Origin of the sequence: Hydrogenophaga sp. (genome assembly GCF_036675665.1) — a bacterium.
Lineage (GTDB): Bacteria > Pseudomonadota > Gammaproteobacteria > Burkholderiales > Burkholderiaceae_C > Hydrogenophaga.
In genome coordinates this window covers 463,361-480,440 of the sequence record NZ_JAKFEO010000006.1, presented here as the reverse complement: position 1 = coordinate 480,440, position 17,080 = coordinate 463,361, and the positions used below count along the sequence as shown (strand labels likewise).

The 17,080-nt window shown below is 69.1% G+C and carries 17 protein-coding genes; 9 read left to right on the top strand and 8 right to left on the bottom strand.

Annotation, left to right across the window (positions count from 1 at the left end):
* The first annotated feature begins 1 nt into the window (after nt 1).
* The gene (gene guaA, locus V6M63_RS02695) at nt 2–1,621 is read left to right on the top strand and encodes a glutamine-hydrolyzing GMP synthase (RefSeq protein WP_332739168.1); all 1,620 of its coding nucleotides are present in this window, start codon (nt 2–4) and stop codon (nt 1,619–1,621) included.
* Nucleotides 1,622–1,806: 185 nt separating this feature from the next.
* Entirely contained in the window at nt 1,807–2,217 is a 411-nt protein-coding gene (locus tag V6M63_RS02690) for a 2'-5' RNA ligase family protein (protein WP_332739166.1), read from the top strand.
* Between the two features lie 61 nt (nt 2,218–2,278).
* Here the strand turns inward: V6M63_RS02690 and V6M63_RS02685 are convergent, their stop codons facing one another.
* Complete coding sequence (locus V6M63_RS02685; RefSeq protein WP_332739164.1) at nt 2,279–3,961, bottom strand: FAD-dependent oxidoreductase; 1,683 nt, start codon at nt 3,959–3,961, stop codon at nt 2,279–2,281.
* Nucleotides 3,962–4,023: 62 nt separating this feature from the next.
* On the opposite strand from V6M63_RS02685, the gene V6M63_RS02680 reads away from it, so the two are divergent.
* Nucleotides 4,024–4,839 carry an FkbM family methyltransferase gene (locus V6M63_RS02680; RefSeq protein WP_332739162.1) on the top strand — a complete coding sequence of 272 codons (816 nt, stop codon included), beginning with the start codon at nt 4,024–4,026 and terminating at the stop codon, nt 4,837–4,839.
* Here the strand turns inward: V6M63_RS02680 and V6M63_RS02675 are convergent.
* From V6M63_RS02675 to V6M63_RS02665, 3 genes are read right to left on the bottom strand one after another with little or no spacing between them, the layout of a single operon-like run.
* Nucleotides 4,822–6,525 (bottom strand): sulfatase-like hydrolase/transferase, encoded by a 1,704-nt coding sequence (locus V6M63_RS02675; RefSeq protein WP_332739160.1) that lies wholly within the window; start codon nt 6,523–6,525, stop codon nt 4,822–4,824. The two genes, V6M63_RS02680 and V6M63_RS02675, sit on opposite strands and share 18 nt — an antisense overlap.
* Nucleotides 6,522–7,142: a YceI family protein gene (locus V6M63_RS02670; protein ID WP_332739158.1), complete on the bottom strand. Its 621-nt coding sequence runs from the start codon at nt 7,140–7,142 to the stop codon at nt 6,522–6,524. Before V6M63_RS02670 ends, V6M63_RS02675 begins: the two co-directional genes overlap by 4 nt.
* A gap of 3 nt (nt 7,143–7,145) precedes the next feature.
* Nucleotides 7,146–7,943 carry a CDP-alcohol phosphatidyltransferase family protein gene (locus tag V6M63_RS02665; RefSeq protein WP_332739157.1) on the bottom strand — a complete coding sequence of 266 codons (798 nt, stop codon included), beginning with the start codon at nt 7,941–7,943 and terminating at the stop codon, nt 7,146–7,148.
* A 91-nt stretch (nt 7,944–8,034) separates the two neighbouring features.
* Between V6M63_RS02665 and V6M63_RS02660 the strand changes: the two genes are divergently transcribed.
* Genes V6M63_RS02660 through V6M63_RS02645 form a run of 4 tightly spaced genes read left to right on the top strand, consistent with a single transcriptional unit; the run spans nt 8,035 to nt 11,436 of the window.
* The gene (locus V6M63_RS02660) at nt 8,035–9,033 is read left to right on the top strand and encodes a zinc-dependent alcohol dehydrogenase (RefSeq protein WP_332739155.1); all 999 of its coding nucleotides are present in this window, start codon (nt 8,035–8,037) and stop codon (nt 9,031–9,033) included.
* Nucleotides 9,030–9,485: a 6-pyruvoyl trahydropterin synthase family protein gene (locus V6M63_RS02655; RefSeq protein ID WP_332739153.1), complete on the top strand. Its 456-nt coding sequence runs from the start codon at nt 9,030–9,032 to the stop codon at nt 9,483–9,485. The genes V6M63_RS02660 and V6M63_RS02655 overlap by 4 nt, the downstream gene beginning before the upstream one ends.
* Nucleotides 9,482–10,543, top strand: a complete 1,062-nt coding sequence (locus V6M63_RS02650; protein ID WP_332739151.1) for a glycosyltransferase family 4 protein — start codon at nt 9,482–9,484, stop codon at nt 10,541–10,543. The genes V6M63_RS02655 and V6M63_RS02650 overlap by 4 nt, the downstream gene beginning before the upstream one ends.
* Entirely contained in the window at nt 10,540–11,436 is an 897-nt protein-coding gene (locus V6M63_RS02645; protein ID WP_332739149.1) for a class I SAM-dependent methyltransferase, read from the top strand. The genes V6M63_RS02650 and V6M63_RS02645 overlap by 4 nt, the downstream gene beginning before the upstream one ends.
* A 48-nt stretch (nt 11,437–11,484) precedes the next feature.
* Here the strand turns inward: V6M63_RS02645 and V6M63_RS02640 are convergent, their stop codons facing one another.
* Entirely contained in the window at nt 11,485–12,411 is a 927-nt protein-coding gene (locus V6M63_RS02640) for a RibD family protein (protein ID WP_332739147.1), read from the bottom strand.
* Between the two features lie 81 nt (nt 12,412–12,492).
* Nucleotides 12,493–13,059, bottom strand: coding sequence for a hypothetical protein (locus V6M63_RS02635; RefSeq protein ID WP_332739145.1), 567 nt, complete (start codon nt 13,057–13,059; stop codon nt 12,493–12,495).
* 121 nt (nt 13,060–13,180) lie between these two features.
* On the opposite strand from V6M63_RS02635, the gene V6M63_RS02630 reads away from it, so the two are divergent.
* The gene (locus V6M63_RS02630; protein ID WP_332739143.1) at nt 13,181–13,807 is read left to right on the top strand and encodes an FMN-binding negative transcriptional regulator; all 627 of its coding nucleotides are present in this window, start codon (nt 13,181–13,183) and stop codon (nt 13,805–13,807) included.
* Nucleotides 13,808–13,924: 117 nt separating this feature from the next.
* Nucleotides 13,925–14,683, top strand: a complete 759-nt coding sequence (locus tag V6M63_RS02625; protein WP_332739142.1) for an SGNH/GDSL hydrolase family protein — start codon at nt 13,925–13,927, stop codon at nt 14,681–14,683.
* Here the strand turns inward: V6M63_RS02625 and opgC (V6M63_RS02620) are convergent.
* Both opgC (V6M63_RS02620) and opgC (V6M63_RS02615) read right to left on the bottom strand, forming a co-directional pair.
* Nucleotides 14,658–15,830, bottom strand: coding sequence for an OpgC domain-containing protein (opgC, locus tag V6M63_RS02620; protein WP_332739141.1), 1,173 nt, complete (start codon nt 15,828–15,830; stop codon nt 14,658–14,660). The genes V6M63_RS02625 and opgC (V6M63_RS02620) overlap by 26 nt on opposite strands.
* Before the next feature lie 102 nt (nt 15,831–15,932).
* Nucleotides 15,933–17,075, bottom strand: a complete 1,143-nt coding sequence (opgC, locus tag V6M63_RS02615; protein ID WP_332739140.1) for an OpgC domain-containing protein — start codon at nt 17,073–17,075, stop codon at nt 15,933–15,935.
* Nucleotides 17,076–17,080 lie beyond the last annotated feature (5 nt).

Here is a 17,080-nt window from a genome sequence, read left to right as displayed (position 1 = left end):
CATGCAGCACCAGAAAATCCTCATCCTCGATTTTGGCTCCCAGGTCACCCAGCTCATCGCGCGCCGCGTGCGCGAGGCCCATGTGTACTGCGAAGTGCATCCCTGCGACGTCAGCAGCGAATGGGTGCGGGAGTTTGCGGCCGACGGCCAGCTCAAGGGCGTGATCCTCTCCGGCAGCCACGCCAGCACCTACGAAGAGCACGACCTGCGCGCGCCGCAGGCGGTGTGGGACTTGGGCGTGCCGGTACTGGGCATCTGCTACGGCATGTTCACGATGGCGGTGCAGCAGGGCGGCCAGGTCGAGGCCAGCACGCACCGCGAGTTCGGTTACGCCGAAGTGCGGGCCCATGGCCACACCCGCTTGCTCAAGGACATCGCCGACTTCACGACACCCGAAGGCCACGGCATGCTCAAGGTCTGGATGAGCCACGGCGACAAGGTCACCGAGCTGCCCCCGGGTTTCAAGCTCATGGCCAGCACGCCGAGCTGCCCCATTGCCGGCATGGCCGACGAGGCGCGCGGCTACTACGCGGTGCAGTTCCACCCCGAGGTCACGCACACCGTGCAGGGCCGGGCGCTGCTGGAGCGCTTCGTGCTCGACATCTGCGCTGTGAAGCCGGACTGGGTGATGCGCGACCACATCGCCGAGGCGGTGCAGAAAATCCGCGAGCAGGTGGGCGACGAAGAGGTCATCCTGGGCCTGTCGGGCGGCGTCGATTCGTCGGTGGCTGCAGCCCTGATCCACCGCGCCATCGGCGATCAGCTCACCTGCGTGTTCGTCGACCACGGCCTGCTGCGCCTGAACGAGGGCGACATGGTCATGGACATGTTCGTCGGCAAGCTGCACGCCAAGGTCATCCGCGTGGACGCGGCCGACCAGTTCCTCGGCCATCTGGCCGGCGTGAGCGAGCCGGAAGCCAAACGCAAGATCATCGGCCGCGAATTCGTCGAGGTGTTCAAGGCCGAAGCCGCCAAACTCATCTCAAGTGGTGCATCAACAAAAGGCGCCAAGTGGTTGGCACAAGGGACAATTTACCCGGATGTGATCGAATCCGGTGGGGCCAAGAGCAAAAAGGCCGTGACCATCAAGAGCCACCACAACGTGGGTGGCCTGCCCGAGCAGTTGGGTCTGAAACTGCTGGAACCGCTGCGCGACCTGTTCAAGGACGAGGTGCGCGAACTGGGCGTGGCGCTCGGCCTGCCGCACGACATGGTCTACCGCCACCCGTTCCCGGGCCCGGGCCTGGGCGTGCGGATTCTGGGCGAGGTGAAGAAGGAATACGCCGACCTGCTGCGGCGGGCCGACGCGATCTTCATCGAGGAGCTGCGCTCCACCATCGACCACCCCAGCGGCAAGAGCTGGTACGACCTGACCAGCCAGGCCTTCACCGTCTTCCTGCCGGTGAAGAGCGTGGGCGTGATGGGCGATGGGCGCACCTACGACTACGTGGTCGCGCTGCGCGCGGTGCAGACCAGCGACTTCATGACCGCCGACTGGGCCGAGCTGCCGTACGCGCTGCTCAAGAAGGTCAGCAGCCGCATCATCAACGAGGTGCGCGGCATCAACCGGGTGACCTACGACGTGAGCTCCAAGCCGCCAGCGACGATCGAGTGGGAATGAGTGAGCGGCGCCTCAAGAGTTGATGTGTTGGTTGAGAACTACGAAAAATCCCATTGATTGACAAGGGATTGATGGGGTTTTGACCGATCTGCAAGCGGCCGCACCCGACACCGGCCGCCGCGTGTTGCGCCGCGATGCTCTGGGACGCGATGCGCGTCCGTTGCGTCACCGTGAAGAGCTTCCCGATGCCCCCGGAGCGCCTGCACATCACCTTGCTGCCGCTGGGGCGCTTCGAGGGCCGGGTTCCCGACACGGTGCTGGAGCAGGCGCAGGCCGCCGGCGCTGCGGTGGACGACGAGCCTTTTGACGTCGTCTTCAATGTGCTGCGGTCTCGCGGTGGCAGCCCTTTCGGCACGGTGGAACTGGCTGGGCATGGACTTGCGCTGCGCAGGCTGCGCCGCTTGCAACGCGACCTGAGGGAGAGACTGATTCGCGTCGGTTTTCCCGCAGACCAGCTGCGCGCCGGCTTCATCCCACACATGACGCTGCACGGACAAGGCCGGCACGAAGTGCTGGAGCGCTGGCCGTTGCGCCAGCGGCAACAGGTGTTCAGTGGCTGGGAGCCCGATTTTTCGATGAGCCTGCGCCGTGCATGAATCTCATGTTTTGCATGAGGAATTTCAAAAAGCACATTGATTTATAAGCGATGATGTCACTTCACGGAGCGTCGACCGCCGCCAGGTACTGGTGAATCTGCGCCACGGCTGCAGCACCTTCGCCAATCGCACCGCCCACCCGTTTGACGGAGCCCGAGCGCACGTCGCCCACGGCAAACACGCCCGGAATGCTGGACTCCAGCGCCGACGGATGTCGTGCGCCCGGGGCCGCGCCGACAGCGGCGCCGGTCAGCACGAAGCCGTGCGCATCCACCGCCGCCTGGCAACCCTCGAGCCAGCCGGTTTCCGGGTCCGCTCCCACGAACATGAACAGGTTGCGCAATGCCTTCTCTTCCTCGATTGCCGCGCGGTGGTCGCGCCATGACACGGCGGTCAGGCCGTTCGATGCATCGCCATGCAGGGAGGTGACGGCGGTGTGGGGCTTCAGTTCGATGTTGGGCGTGGCTTCGATGCGGTCGATCAGGTAGCGGGACATGCTGGCCGCCAAACCCGGGCCGCGCACCAGCATGTACACCTTCGCGGCGTGCTGCGAGAGGAACACGGCGGCCTGGCCTGCCGAGTTGCCGCCACCCACCAGCACCACCTCGGTCTGCGCACACATGGTGGCCTCCAGCGCCGAAGCCCAGTACCAGACGCCGCGCCCTTCGAACTCCTTCAGACGCGGCACGTCCGGCCGGCGGTAGCGCGCTCCGCTGGCGATGACCACCGTGCGCGAGCGCAGGCGTCGGCCGTCGCTCAGGCGGATGGCGAGCTCTCGGTCGGGCCCGGCGCGCGTGCAGTCGAGCGACTGCACCTGGGCCGGGATCAGCATCTCGGCGCCAAACTTCTGCGCCTGCACGTAGGCCCGGCCTGCCAATGCCGCACCGGAGATGCCGGTCGGAAAGCCGAGGTAGTTCTCGATGCGCGCGCTGGCGCCGGCCTGGCCGCCATACGCGCGGCAATCCACCACCACCACGCGCAGGCCTTCGGACGCTGCATACACGGCTGTTGCCAGCCCGGCCGGGCCGGCGCCCACCACGGCCACGTCAAACAACTCGTCGTGCGCCTCCGTGTCCACCATGCCGATGCAGCGCGCCAGCACCTCGTCGCCGGGGTTGACGAGCACTGTGCCATCCGGGCACACCACCAGCGGCTCGCCGACCGCCGCGCCGGACTGCTCCATCAACGCGGCGGCGTCGGCATCCGTGCCGACGTCGACCACGTGGTAGGGCTCGCCGTTGCGGCGCAGGAAGCTCTGCAAGCGCATCAGGTCGGCCGAGTTCGGTTGGCCGATCAGCACGGGGCCGCTGGCACCCGATGCAATCAGCGCGACGCGCCGCAGGATGAGCGCTCGCACCAGGCGTTCGCCCAGATCAGCCTCGGCAATGATGAGCGCGCGCAGCTGGCTGGGCAGCAGCAACAGCACGTCCACATCGCCCATCGCGATGCCATCGACCAGCGAAGGCTTGCCCGACAAGGCTCCCACCTCACCCATGAAGTGGCCGCGGCGGTGTTGAACGATCGGTGTGACGCGGCCCATGCCGTCGCGCTCGCTCACCGCCACCACGCCCTCGAAGACCACGAACAGGCCGGGCGCGGGCTCGCCCGCAGTGGCCAGGCGCGAACCGGGCGCATGGGTCTGACGCGTGCCGAAGCGCTGCATCCGCGCCATCTCGGCGTCGGTGAGCAGGGGGAACATCTGGTGGCGGCGAGACAGGAGCTCGCTGGGTGCGTCGTCGGCCATGGCGGTCCCGGTGTGATCAGACGTGTGGGGCGGGCGCTGCGAAGCGCGGCATGATCCTGATTATGAAACCCGAGACAGGACATCGCCTGGGTGAGCGCTTCGACCGCCAGCTCGGCCTGCTGCGCTCGCTGCTGGTCTACCGTGGCATTCCCTGGCGCGGTGCGCAGCTCAGGCGTTTCTACCGCCGCTTCGTTCCGGCCAACGGGCTGGCGTTTGACGTCGGCGCGCACGCCGGGAACCGCGTGGCGGCCTTCCGCCGGCTCGGTGCGCGCGTGGTCGCGCTGGAGCCGCAGCCCGATTTTGTCCACCTGCTGCAGCGCCGCTTTGGTCGTGATGCCGGGGTGACGCTGCTGCCGCAGGCGCTGGGCCGCGCGCCGGGCGAAGCCCGCCTGCTGGCCAGCCCGCGCACGCCCACCGTGGCCACGCTCTCGACCGATTTCGTGCGGCGCGCGGGCGCGGCGCCATCGTTCCGCGGCGTGCGCTGGCAAGCCGGGCCGCTGGTGGAGGTGACCACGCTGGACGCCTTGATCGCGGCGCATGGCGTGCCCGATTTCGTGAAGATCGATGTGGAAGGTTTCGAGCTGGAGGTGCTGATGGGCCTGAGCGTGCCGCTGCCTGCCTTGTCGTTCGAGTTCCTGCCGGCGGTGCGCGACATCGCGCTGGACTGCATAGCCCGGCTGGAAGCGCTGGCCGGGCCGGGACGCTACCGCTACGCCGTGTCGCTGGGCGAACGCCTGCACCTGCTGCAACCCCAGGGCGAGCAGGCCGATGCGCTGCGCAGCTGGCTGGGCGAGATGCCGGCGGATGGCCCCTCGGGCGATGTGCACGCCTGGTTGGTCGGGCCCCAAGCTAGGGCAGACTCAGGAGCCGGGCGCTGAGCGGGGTGCGTCGGGCACCGCCACATGCTCGATACCGAGAGTCTCCCCGGCGCCCGGCGCATCGAAGGCCTTCAGCAGCACGGTCGTCAGCTGGTGCAGGGGGCCGAGCGCCTGTGCCGGCGGAGTCAGGCCCGGCACGAAGCCGCTGCCCAGCAGGCGCTGCAGCAGGGCAGGGTCGTCACTCACCACGTGCACCGGCACGTCCCATGAGGCGCCCGGGCCGTTGACCAGGGCCGGCGGCTGGTGGTCGCCCACGATCACCATCACCAGCGGCCGGGGCGCCACCCGCCGCAGGTAATCAGCCAGCCAGGCGAACTGGTAGCGCAGGCTCTCCAGGTACTGCGGCAGCGGCTGTGTGACGGACAACGGTGCGGCCAGCGCGGCCGCCATCTCGGCCGGCATGTAGGCATCGGGCTGCGTCAACCGGCGCCAGTTCTGCACGAAAGGCGCAACCGGGTGGAACGGCGCGTGGGTGCTGGTGGTGGCGAAGACGGCGAAGCGGGGCGACCGGTCCGCCGCGCGGTCCAGTTCCTGCGCCTGCAGCAGCGCCATGGCGGCCTGGTCGGGGATGCGCCAGTAGCCGAAGTCCGGGCCGCGGTAGCCGATGCCGGCGTCGTCGGCCAGGCGGTCGAAGCCGTAGAACACGCCTTCGGGCCACGGCCGCTTGAGGCCGGGCATCCAGCCCACCGTGCGGTAGCCGTGGCGCGCGAAGTGGCTCACCAGCGTGGGCCGCTGGCTGGTCAGCAGCAGGTCGTGGTCTGCCGGGTCGCTGGTGTCCACCCCAGCGAGCAGTGCGGCGTGCGACAGCCAGGACGCTCCACCGAAGGTGGGCGCTTTGACGCGTGACGACACCACGAACCGGCCGCTGGCCCGAATGGCCTCGGCCAGCTCCGAGCGCGGCGCGGCCAGTGCGGCTGCCTGCGCTGTGTCGTCAAAGGTGATGGCGCCGTAGGACTCGGCAAACACCAGCAGCACGTCGGCCGCGCCCGGGTCGCTCACCAGTCCGGACAGGTCTCCATCAAAAGCCGGACTCGGGCCCAGCACCTGGGTGGCCTGCCCGGGCAGCCACACACCCGCAAGCAGTTGGCCCTGGTGCACCAGCGTGGGCGTGAGGGGCAGTGAGAAAAACCAGCGCGTGTCGCGCTGCTCCGGCACGTAGGCGGCAAAGCTCAGTGTGCAGGCCCCCACGCCCGCCAGCAGCCACGGCCGTGGACGCTCCCAGGCCAGGCAGCGCGCGAGCTCCGCGATCGCCCCCCGCGCCACGGCGGTCAGCAGCAGCGTCCCGATCAACAGCGCCAACAACACGACAACCCCTTGCCAGACCGGCCAGGACTGTGCTGCCACGCGCAGCAGCTCGCTGGCGTGGCGCCCATCCCAGTACACGTTGACCGGCCGGCCCATCACGGCCGGAGCCGTCACGCTGGCGTAGCGCACCAGCACCAGCGCCATGAAGCCCACCGCGCCAGCGGTGGCCGCCCGGGGTGACAAGCTTCCTCGCCAGGTCACCCAACCCATGAGGGCCCCCACAGCCAGACACAGTTCGAAGGACAGGCGCGGCATGTACGCCACCCCGAAACCGGGCCAGCGGTTCTCGAAGGTCAGCAGTGTGTTGAGCAGCCCGAAGGCCAGGGCAAAGCGCAGCAGCCAGCCCAGCGCCGACGGCGGCGCTGCTTTGGCCGACCTCACTGGCGCACGGCCTCGAATTCGATGATGAGCGGCACCTCGTCACCCACCCAGCCGTTGGACACCGCGTAGTTCATGCCGTAGGCGCTGCGCTTGAAGCTGCCGCGCGCCGAGACGCCCATGGTGTAGGGCTTGCGCAGCGGGCCGCCCATCGGCGACTCGGCGCTCTTGTTCCAGGTGGCCTGCAGCGTGAGCGGCAGCGACTTGCCCAGCAGCTCAAGCTGGCCGGCGATCTCGAAGGTGCGCTCGCCGGTGCGCCTGGCGCCGGAGGCGGTGAACACCATCTTCGGAAACTCGCTGCTGTTCAGGAAATCCGGCCCTTTCAGGTGGTCGTCGCGCTTGCGCTGGTTGCTGAAGACGCTGGCGGTTTCCACCTCGATGCGCACCTCGGAGAGCGTGGCGCTGGCCTCGTCGAAACGGTAGCTGCCGCGGGCCGAACGGAACAGGCCAAGCACTTTGGCGAAGCCGATGTGGTCGACCAGGAAGGCCACCGTGATGTGGTCGGGGTCGAGTTCGTAGCGCGCCGCCTGGGCCTGGGCGGGAGCGCTCATCAGCAACTGGGCGCTGCCCGCCAGAGCAGCCCACAGCAGGGCGGTGGAAATGGTTTTTTTCGCATGCATGGTTCAGGTCTCCCGTGGGGTGGGGCGCTGCCGCGCCAGGGTTCGCACGTCGGTGGCGAAGGACAGGGTCAACACGGCCAGGCTGATCGCGGCCAGCCCGGTGGCCAGCCAGGGCGGCACGATCGGCGCGAGGCAGACGATCAAGGTGGCGATCTGGATCACGCACACCGCCTGACGTCGTTGGCTGGGCGGCAGGGGGCCGCCCAGCCAGGGCCATGCAAGCGCCGCCGCCACGAAGGCGTAGCGCATGAGCCCGGAGGCCAGGATCCAGGGGCCGACCTGAGCGGCCTGCACCACCAGCGCGCAGAGCACCAGGGTGAAGGCGGCGTCGGTCTCCATGTCGAAGCGGGCGCCGAAGGCACTGGCCATGCCGCTGCGCCGCGCCAGCGCACCGTCCACCGCATCGAGCAGCGCCGTGAGCGTGGCCACGATCACCAGGCACCAGGCGGCTACCGTCATCGAGTCCATTGGCGCGCGGGGAAGGGATTCACCCACCAGCGCCGCCATCAAGGCCACGGAGCCCAGACGCGCGAGCGTCACCCGGTTGGCCGGGCCGAAGCGTGCATGCGGATGGGCCAGCCGCCCGCGCCACACCAGCCATGCACCCGCGCCGAAAGCCAGCAGGGCCTTGGCCGCGTAATCCAGGCCGAGACCAGCGGCCTCATCCAGCCAGAGCGCGACCAGCAGCACCACAGCCCCGACGACGGCCAGATCGCGTGCGGCATCGCGCGCCAGACTGCGGCCGTCCGCGATCTCCTGCCGGAGCGGGGGCGTTACGGGTGGGCTGCCTGCGGTTTTCATGTTCTGCAACATAAGATCGTTGTCCGGGTCGGCGGTTCGCGGTGATCATGGCATGCACCACCCCTCAGACACGACATACCCCTCTTCGTTCATGGCATCTCCTTCTTCCCCCACGACCACCGCTGCCCAGGCCTGCTGGACCGTGTCGCCCCACCGGGCCGAGCTACGCGACGAGACGCTGCCGCCATTGGGGGGCGACGAGGTGCGGGTGCGCACCCTGCACACCGGCGTGAGCCGGGGCACCGAAGGCCTGGTCTTTCGTGGCGAGGTGCCGGCCAGCGAGACGCAGCGCATGCGCGCGCCGTTCCAGGTGGGCGAATTCCCCGGTCCCGTGAAGTACGGCTACGTGAACGTGGGCGTGGTCGAGGCCGGGCCCGCCGAGTTGCTGGGTCGCACGGTGTTCTGCCTGTACCCGCACCAGACCGTGTACCAGGTGCCGGCCCACGCCGTGGTGCCCGTGCCCAGCGGTGTGCCGGCCGCGCGTGCCGTGCTGGCCGCCAACCTGGAGACCGCGATCAACGCGCTGTGGGATGCCGCGCCGCGCCTGGGCGACCGCATCGCGGTGGTGGGGGGCGGCACGCTGGGCCTGCTGGTGGCATGGCTGGCGGCCCGGCTGCCCGGGTGCGAAGTGCAGGTGATCGACACCGAAGCCGGCCGAGCCGACATCGCTGCGGCGCTGGGCGCCGGGTTTGCCGTGCCGGATCAGGCGCGGGGAGATGCCGATCTGGTGGTGCACACCAGCGGGCAGGGCGCGGGCCTGGCCACCGCGCTGCGGCTGGCCGCCTTCGAGGCCACGGTGCTCGAACTCAGCTGGTATGGCAACCGCGCGGTGAGCGTGCCGCTGGGCGAGGCGTTTCACTCACAGCGACTCACCCTGAAAAGTTCCCAGGTCGGCCAGGTGGCCACAGCGCAGCGGGGTCGCTGGAGCCACCGCCGCCGGCTTGAACTCGCGCTCTCGCTGCTCACCGACCCGGTGCTGGACGGCCTCATCACGCACAGCGCGCCGTTTTGCGAATTGCCGCAGGTGCTTGCGCGCCTGGCCACGGGTGCAAGCGACACGCTGTGCCATCGAATCGATTACCCCGCTTGAAGAAAAGACCCAACACCATGTACGCCGTCAACGTCAGAGACCATTTCATGATCGCCCACAGCTTCCAGGGGGCGGTCTTCGGCCCGGCGCAGCGCATGCACGGCGCCACCTACGTGGTCGACCTCGAAATGCGGCGCGAGGACCTGGACGCCGATGGCATCGTGGTCGACATCGGCCTGGCCACGCAGGTGCTGCGCGAGGAACTGGCCGCACTCAATTTCCGCAACCTCGATGACGTGCCCGAGTTCAAGGGCCGCAACACCACCACCGAATTCCTCGCGCGCCTGATCTTCGACCGCGTGGCCGCGCGCATCGCCGCTGGTGCCTTGGGTGTGCACTCCTTGCCGTCCGCGCAATCGGCCGGTGTGCAGCAGATGCGGGTGACGCTGAACGAATCTCACGTGGCCTGGGCCTCGTACGAGGGCGCTCTGCCGGTGCGCGCATCCGCGTGAGTGCCACGCCCGTCCCGCGCGCCTGCTGCTTCCTGATCCCGGGCGACTGGACCATCCCCACCGGGGGCTACACCTACGACCGCCGGATCGTGCTGGCGCTGCGCGAGGCCGGCTGGACAGTGGACGTGCGCTCTGTGGAGGGCGCGTGGCCCCACCCCGGTGCTTCGGATCTCGCCGCCGCCGAAGAGGTCATCGCTTCGCTGGCCGATGGCACCCTGGTGGTGGCCGACGGCCTGGCCTTCGGCGCACTGGACGATGCGGTGGCGCTGCACGCCGCGCGCTTGCGCTGGGTGGCCCTGGTGCACCACCCGCTGCATCTGGAAACCGGCTTGTCCGATGCCGCGCGCCAACACCTGCTGGTCAGCGAAACGCGCGCGCTGCGGCATGCGCGCCGGGTGGTGGTGCCCAGTCCGAGCACCGCGGCCGACGTGGCGGCGATGGGCACTCCGCCTGCGCACATCGCCGTGGTGGAGCCGGGCACCGACCCGGTGCCGATGTCTGTCAGGCAACGGCGCAAGGGTCCGCTGCGCCTGCTCTGCGTGGCCACGCTCACGGCGCGCAAGGGGCACAGCCTGCTGCTGCAGGCGCTGGCCGGTTTGATGCACCTGGACTGGGAGCTGCACAACGTGGGCAGCGCCACGCGCGACCCCGGCACCGCCGCTCGGCTGCACGCCCTGGCCGCGCCCATGGCTGATCGCGTGTTCTGGCACGGCGAGGTGAACGCTCAGGCGCTGCGCGCGCACTACGCGGCGGCTGACGTGTTCGTGCTGGCATCGTTGCACGAAGGCTATGGCATGGTGATCACCGAAGCCTTGGCGCATGGCCTGCCGGTGGTTGCCAGCGACGCCGGTGCCCTGGCGCAAACGCTGCCGCCCGATGCCGGACTCCAGGTGCCCGCCGGCGAGGTGGCGCCATTGCAGGCAGCGCTGGCGCGCATGCTGTCCGATGCGGGCTTGCGAGTGCGGCTGGGCGCGGGTGCGCGCGCAGCGGCCGGGCGACTCCCCACCTGGCCTGTGCAGGCCGCCCGCTTCGCGAGCGTGCTGGAGGGTGTCGAATGAGCGCGGCCACCTTCAGCGCCGACTGGCTGCAACAGCGCGAGCCGTTCGATGCGGCAGCGCGCGGCGCGGCGGCGGAGCACCTCCAGCTGCAGACCCGGCTTGCAACGTTGCACCCCCCCGGAACGACACCCTGGCGGGTGATCGACCTGGCCTGCGGCACTGGCGCCAACCTGCGCTGGCTCGCGCCCCGGCTGGGCGGGGCGCAACAGTGGCTGGCGGTGGACCACGATGCCGCCTTGCTGCGGTGCTGGCCCGAACGCCTGGCCGCGGCGGGCGGTGCGCTGTCCAGCCCCACCATCGCTGTTGAACAGCCCTTGTGCTTCAACGGGCCGGGGTTCGAGGCGACCATCGTGCGACAACAACTGGACCTGATGACCGGGCTCGAAACACTGCCCTGGCACGCGGCCCACCTCGTCACCGCTTCGGCGCTGCTCGACCTCGTGGGCACCGCGTGGCTGGACCGCCTGGTGGCAGCGAGCGCGGCGTCTCGCGTGGCCCTGCTCATGAGCCTGAACGTCGATGGTCGGCATGTCTGGAGGCCCGAAGACCCGAGGGATGCCACCGTGGGCCGGCTGTTCGGCGAGCACCAGAGGCGCGACAAAGGTCTTGGCCCCGCCCTCGGATCGGGCGCGGTGGCCGCGCTGCAGGGTGCGCTCGAATCAGCGGGCTACCGCGTGTTCAACGCTGCCAGCGACTGGTGGGTGAACGGCGGCGAAAGCCCGCAGGCGAGGGCGCTGCAATGCGCGTTGATCGACGGGATGGCGGTGGCCGCCAGCGAACAGTCGCGCGCATCCGCCCCGTCGGTGCGGGCGTGGCGTCGGCGGCGGCGCGCGATGGCGCCAGAGACTCGTCTGCGCGTGGGCCACCTGGACCTGCTGGCGCTGCCTTCCTAGGGCCTGTTCACACTATTCTCCAAGTGCGAAGAATGGTGTGAACAGGCCCTAACTCGAAGACGAACGCAGGTCCAGATCCCAGAGCATGTCCGGCCCCAGCGCCAGCGTCCGCGCTTTGGGGCGCGGGCAGTCTGCCATCACCGCGTGGGGGGGTGCCTGCAGGCCTCGCCGGCCGTTGCCGATGAGCACCGGAGCCACCACCAGGTGCAGGCGGTCCAACACGCCTGCGGAGAAAAAACGCGAAACGGTGATGCCACCGCCCTCGACGAACAGGAGTTTCAAGCCGCGCCTGGCCAGCGCATCCACGGCCCGCTGCGGGTGGTAACACGCCTGCGCGTCCGTGGCGAGCAGGTCGTCGACCGGCAGCACCTCGGTGGGCACCGCCTGCCGAGCCAGGCGCGCGCGGGCCTGCGCCGCATGGCGGGTGTCGCACACCCAGAGCGTGGGCGCCTGCCCGTCGCGAAACACGCGAGACTGGCCGTCCAGGCGGGCTGTCGGGTCCATCACCACGCGCACCGGCTGCGGCCCGGGCACGCGGCGGGTGGTGAGCTGCGGGTTGTCGATGGACACCGTGCCCGCGCCCACCACCACCGCGTCGCACAGCGCGCGCAGCCGATGCAGGTGCAACAGGCAGTGAGCGCCGTTGACGTAGTAAGAGTCGCCGGTGGCGGTGGCGACAAAGCCGTCCAGGCTCTGGCCGAGTTGTGCCACCAGCCAGGGTGACTGACTGCGTGGCCTGCGCTGGTGCGCCCGCGCGTCGAGCAGGGGTTTGTACAAGCCGAACAGTGCAGCGGTGCGCGCGCTGACCTGACCATCCAGTTCCCAGCCACTCTCAGGGTTCTGGCGAAGTTGTGGCGAGAGCTCGCCGTCGCGTGCGCGCAGCACCTGCAGCCAGAATCCGGGCCAGTCGAGCGGGACGTCCGTCACCGCATCGGTGGCCGCGGGCGGGGAAGTGAGCTGCACGGTCGAAGGCATCGGGCCATCATCGCATTGCCACCCAGCCATCGCGTCAAAACCCGGAATAGCCCTCGACTTGACGATCGAGGAGCGCGCGGCCTACTTCCACTGGGGCTCGTAGTATGGGTCGTCGCCCCCGCTCCCACCCGTGCCTTGTGAGCCACCGGGCGGCAGCCAGGCAACGCACAGCGCGATTCCGATGCCGGTGACCAGCACAGGAAGCAGCGAAACCGGCGAGACCGACGCCGCGCGCCAGGCCCACAGCATCGCCACGCCGCTGGCCGCCCCGAGCATCAAGGCGAGCTGGGCCAGCAGCATCGAGCCACCCAAGGCTGGCCAGGCCACCAGCGCGAGGGCGGCGAGCGTGAGCAACCCGGTGGCGACCAGGCCATTGCGCCGACCCATGGCCTTCGTGCCCGGCATCTTCAGGGCGATCGCCAGCGTGGCCAGCAGCGTGCTGACGAGTGCGGCCCAAGGCAGCATCTGCGCGCGGGAACTGGCCGGCCAGTCGAATCCGGGCCACACGGTCATGGCCAGCACCAGCCCGAGCGACGCGCCCAGCGCTGCCCAGCGCAGGCCTGCCATGCGCAGCAGCAGGCAAGCCGCCAACGCGAACACGAAGGGCAGCACGAGGCTCTGGAAGGCGGGGTGGTGGAGGAAGGACATGGCGGCGGTGGGGTGACGTGGCGCCATCATCCCACTCGCGACCGACTTTGTGCTGCGGGAATACACTGCGGCTCGCTCGCTTGAACCATCGCCCGAACCACCGCGTGAAAGAGGCCGCCCCATGTACCTGCCGCCACAGTTCGCTGCCAAAGACCCCGCCATCGCCCGCGAGCTGATGCGTGCGCACCCGTTCGCCAGCCTCATCTCCAGCGACGACGAGGGTCTGCCCTTCGTCACGCACCTGCCGCTGCATCTGCTGGAAGAAGAGGGGGGACTCGTGCTGCTGGGACACGTGGCCAGGCCCAACCCGCACGCGAAGTTCCTGCGCGAACGCCCCAAGGCCGTGGTCACGTTCATGGGCCCCCATGCCTACATGACGCCGCGCGTCTACCCGGATCTGGCGCGCGTGCCCACCTGGAACTACCTCGCCGTGCACTGCACCGTGCAGGTCTCGGCGATGGACGGCTTCGACGACAAGGATCGCCTGCTCAAACACCTGATACACGACCACGATCCGGCCTATGCCGACCAGTGGCGCGGCCTGGGCGAGGACTACCAGCACAAGATGATGCAGGGCATCGTGGCGTTCGAGCTGCGCGTCACCGACCTGCAGTGCAAGATCAAGCTCAACCAGCACCGCCCCGAGTCGCACGCGGCCATGCTCGCGGCCTACGAGGCCGGCAACCCCGACGAACGCGCGATGGCGGGCTGGATGCGCCGCCTCGGACTGACCGTAGGCGCCACCTGAGGCGGTTGTGCAACGGTCGGTTTCCCAAGCATCGACGGGCCGGACAGGGACCTTTACACTGACACGCCGTGAACTTTCCGCGCCATGTGCGGGTCCACCGAACGCTTTCCACTCTTCATGCCTGCCTTGCGTCACTTCCCTCTCTGCTGGCCACGCGCGCTGCCCTTGCAGCTGACCCTGGCAGGCCTGCTCGGCCTGGGGCTGCATGTGGGTGCTGCGCACGCCGAAACCCCCATCCCCATGGCGGTGGCTGTTTCCGCGCCCACGCAGCTGGCGGCGATCGATCCCCGCTGGAGTTCGAGTTTCGAGGCCTTCGCCGCCGCCGATCTGAAACAGGCACCGCAACCCGGCGGCGTCGTCTTCGTCGGCAGTTCATCCATCCGCCTGTGGAACGACCTCGAGACCAGCTTCTCCGACCAGCCGCTGGTGATCAAGCGTGGTTTTGGTGGGTCGCAGTTGCTCGATTGCGTGAAGCTGGTGCACCACCTGGTGCTGCCGTACCAGCCACGCCTGGTGGTGGTGTACGCAGGCGAGAACGACCTGGCCGAGGGGGCTTCGCCGCGCGACGTGGCCGAGCGTTTCACCGCCTTCGTTCAGGCCGTCAAGGCCGCTCTGCCCGACACCCGCATCGCCTTCGTCTCCATCAAGCCCAGCCCGCTGCGCTCGGGCATGCTGCCTGCAGTGCGCGAGGCCAATGAGCTGGTCAGGGCCTACAGCCAGACCGAGCCGTGGCTGGATTACATCGACGTGTTCTCTTCGATGCTCGACGACCAGGGCCAGCCCCGGGCGGAGCTGTTCCAGGGCGACCGCCTGCACCTCAACGCAGATGGCTATGCCATCTGGCAGCGCATCATCGCCCTGCACCTGAAGGGCTGAGATCGCGCGCCGCACCCGCCTTGCGGGCACGGCGCCGCGCCGTTCGACGGTCGTGCGCGAGCGAGATGCGCGCCACTGCCCACAGCGCGTAGAAGCCCACGAACAGGATCAGCAGATCCACCGACCACGGCCGAGCGGCGTTCGAGGCACCAAAGAGCGCCAGCGCCAGCAGCGCCACCACAAGGTGGGCACAGAAGACCGGCAGGGCCGCCTGGCCCAGCGTTTCCACAGGTCGCCAGCGCGGCAGGTGCTGCTTGAGCCACGGGCTGAAATGCATGGCGAGCACCAGCAGGGCCAGCAGGTTGATCAGGCGCAGCGGGCCCAGGCGCCATTTGTCGAACATCAGATTGACCGGTGATACACCGGGCATCGGCGTCTGGCCGACGGCGTGGCGCCATAGGAAGGCGCACAGTGCCAGCGCCAGTGCGGTCAACACCATCCAGCGTGGAAAGCGGGTCGGCGGGTGATCGGGCTGGCTGTGCACCGTGCCCATCCACAGGCCCATCACCCAGAGGAACTGCCACGCGAAAATCTCGAAGGCACCCATGTCCCGGTACTGCAAGGGCATGTCGAACCAGCCAGTGGCCAGGTGGTACACCGCCGGGCCGAGGCCGAACTGGGCGCCGAACCACAGCAGCAGGCTCAGTGCCATCACACCGCGCCATCCGTGTTCCATGCCGTGGAGCAGCACCAGGGGACTGACCAGCATGAACACGATGTAGATCGGCAGGATGTCCAGCAGCGCCGGGTTGTACAGCAGCAGACCCGCGCTCAGGGTTGCCACCACGGGACGTTCGAGGAAGAAGGCGAGCAGGTCGGTCACGGCGCCTTCGCGCAGCGCCAAGCCCATGCCGGCGATGGCGGTGAAGGCGAACAACAGCAAGGCCAGCTGACAGGCGTAGAGCTTGAGTGCCCGATTGAAGAATGCGGTCTTCATCGCCTCCGAGCCTTGCTGATCCGCTTTGGTGGAGTACACCCGACCGGCCATGTAGGCCGAGAGCAGCACGAAACCTTCGGCCGCCGACACGTAGCCCAGCGGTTGACCCAGCGGGTCCGCGAGTTTCGTGGGCAGGTGGGTCAAGGTCATCAGCACGAGCATCAAGCCGCGCATGGCGTCCAGTTCCCACTGGCGATCGTCCTGGCTCATGGCGGTGGCGTGTGCTGAAGGTGGACGGAGGCCCACCAAGGTAACCGATGCCGGTTCGGGGTTGCGCTGGCGCGGAAAGTTCCCCCGCGCATGGGCCGGGCATCAGTGCGCCTGCGGGCGGGCGCGCGAGAAGAACAGGGGACGCCATCCGTTGCGCTCGTGCGCTTCCACCAGCATGGCCACCGCAAACAGGCCGGCGAACGCCGCGAACAGGAGCGCGACGTCCGTCGTCCAGGGGCGCACCACCTGGGTCGATCCGAAGAAGGCCAGGGTGAAGAGCGCGATCACGATGTGGGCGCAGAAGACCGACAGCGAATGGCGTCCCAGCAGTTCCAGCGCATGGGGGCGCGGCAGCACCCGCACCAGCCAGGGGCCGGTGGCCACCAGCAGCACGAACACGCTGGCGAAGTTCAGCACCCGCATCGGGCCGAGCGACCACTTGTCGAGCAACAGGCCGATGGCGGGGACCCAGGGCAGCGGGTCCTGGCCCGCCATGTGCCGCCACAACAGCATGCCCAGCGCATACAGGGCGGCGGGTGCCAGCAGCCACAGCGGCATGCGCGGCCAGGCTTGCTGCCGCGCGCCCAGCCACAGACCCACCACCCACAACGCTTGCCACGCCACCCAGTGGAACGCGCCGGTGTCCTTGTAGGGAATGGGCAGGCCGGTCAATGCCACCACCGCGCTGTACACGGTTTCACCCAGGCCCCATTGCTGGCCCAGCCAGAGCAGGCCGCTGACCGCCAGCACGCCGCGCCAGCCACGCCGCAGGCCGCGGCGCAGCAGCCAGGGACTGGCCAGCATCAACACGATGTACAGCGGCAGGATGTCCAGCAGCGGCGGGTTGTGCAACAGCAGCGCGGCGCCGGCCACCGCGGCCTGCGGATCGATGAAGAAGAATTCGAGCAGGCCGGTCACGCCGCCTTGCCGGTTGTGCACGCCCAGCCAGGCAATCAGCGTGAACGCCAGCAGCAGCAAGCCCAGCTGGCAAAGATAGAGCTTGAGCGCGCGCTCGTGAAAGGCGGTCTGCATGGCCGCCATTCCGTCGCGCCGCGCGCGCCGGCCGTAGACGCGACCCGCCATGAAGGCCGAGAGGAAGACAAAACCTTCGGCCGCCGAGACAAAGCCGAACGGCTGGCCCGATGGCAACGAGTACATCGTCGGCATGTGGGTCAGCGTCATGAGGACGAGCATCAGGCCCCGCAGGGCATCGAGCTCCCAGCGGCGTTGCGGGGCGTGTGGCATCAGGG

Bases quoted from the DNA above. Each gene is read 5' to 3' on its own strand.
- V6M63_RS02645 (WP_332739149.1), top strand. From the start codon at position 10,540: ATGAGCGCGGCCACCTTCAGCGCCGACTGGCTGCAACAGCGCGAGCCG.
- opgC (WP_332739140.1), bottom strand. From the start codon at position 17,075: ATGCCACACGCCCCGCAACGCCGCTGGGAGCTCGATGCCCTGCGGGGC.
- V6M63_RS02635 (WP_332739145.1), bottom strand. From the start codon at position 13,059: ATGTCCTTCCTCCACCACCCCGCCTTCCAGAGCCTCGTGCTGCCCTTC.
- V6M63_RS02670 (WP_332739158.1), bottom strand. From the start codon at position 7,142: ATGCATGCGAAAAAAACCATTTCCACCGCCCTGCTGTGGGCTGCTCTG.
- V6M63_RS02630 (WP_332739143.1), top strand. From the start codon at position 13,181: ATGTACCTGCCGCCACAGTTCGCTGCCAAAGACCCCGCCATCGCCCGC.
- V6M63_RS02625 (WP_332739142.1), top strand. From the start codon at position 13,925: ATGCCTGCCTTGCGTCACTTCCCTCTCTGCTGGCCACGCGCGCTGCCC.
- V6M63_RS02690 (WP_332739166.1), top strand. From the start codon at position 1,807: ATGCCCCCGGAGCGCCTGCACATCACCTTGCTGCCGCTGGGGCGCTTC.
- V6M63_RS02680 (WP_332739162.1), top strand. From the start codon at position 4,024: ATGAAACCCGAGACAGGACATCGCCTGGGTGAGCGCTTCGACCGCCAG.
- V6M63_RS02665 (WP_332739157.1), bottom strand. From the start codon at position 7,943: ATGAAAACCGCAGGCAGCCCACCCGTAACGCCCCCGCTCCGGCAGGAG.
- guaA (WP_332739168.1), top strand. From the start codon at position 2: ATGCAGCACCAGAAAATCCTCATCCTCGATTTTGGCTCCCAGGTCACC.
- opgC (WP_332739141.1), bottom strand. From the start codon at position 15,830: ATGAGCCAGGACGATCGCCAGTGGGAACTGGACGCCATGCGCGGCTTG.
- V6M63_RS02640 (WP_332739147.1), bottom strand. From the start codon at position 12,411: ATGCCTTCGACCGTGCAGCTCACTTCCCCGCCCGCGGCCACCGATGCG.
- V6M63_RS02685 (WP_332739164.1), bottom strand. From the start codon at position 3,961: ATGGCCGACGACGCACCCAGCGAGCTCCTGTCTCGCCGCCACCAGATG.
- V6M63_RS02660 (WP_332739155.1), top strand. From the start codon at position 8,035: ATGGCATCTCCTTCTTCCCCCACGACCACCGCTGCCCAGGCCTGCTGG.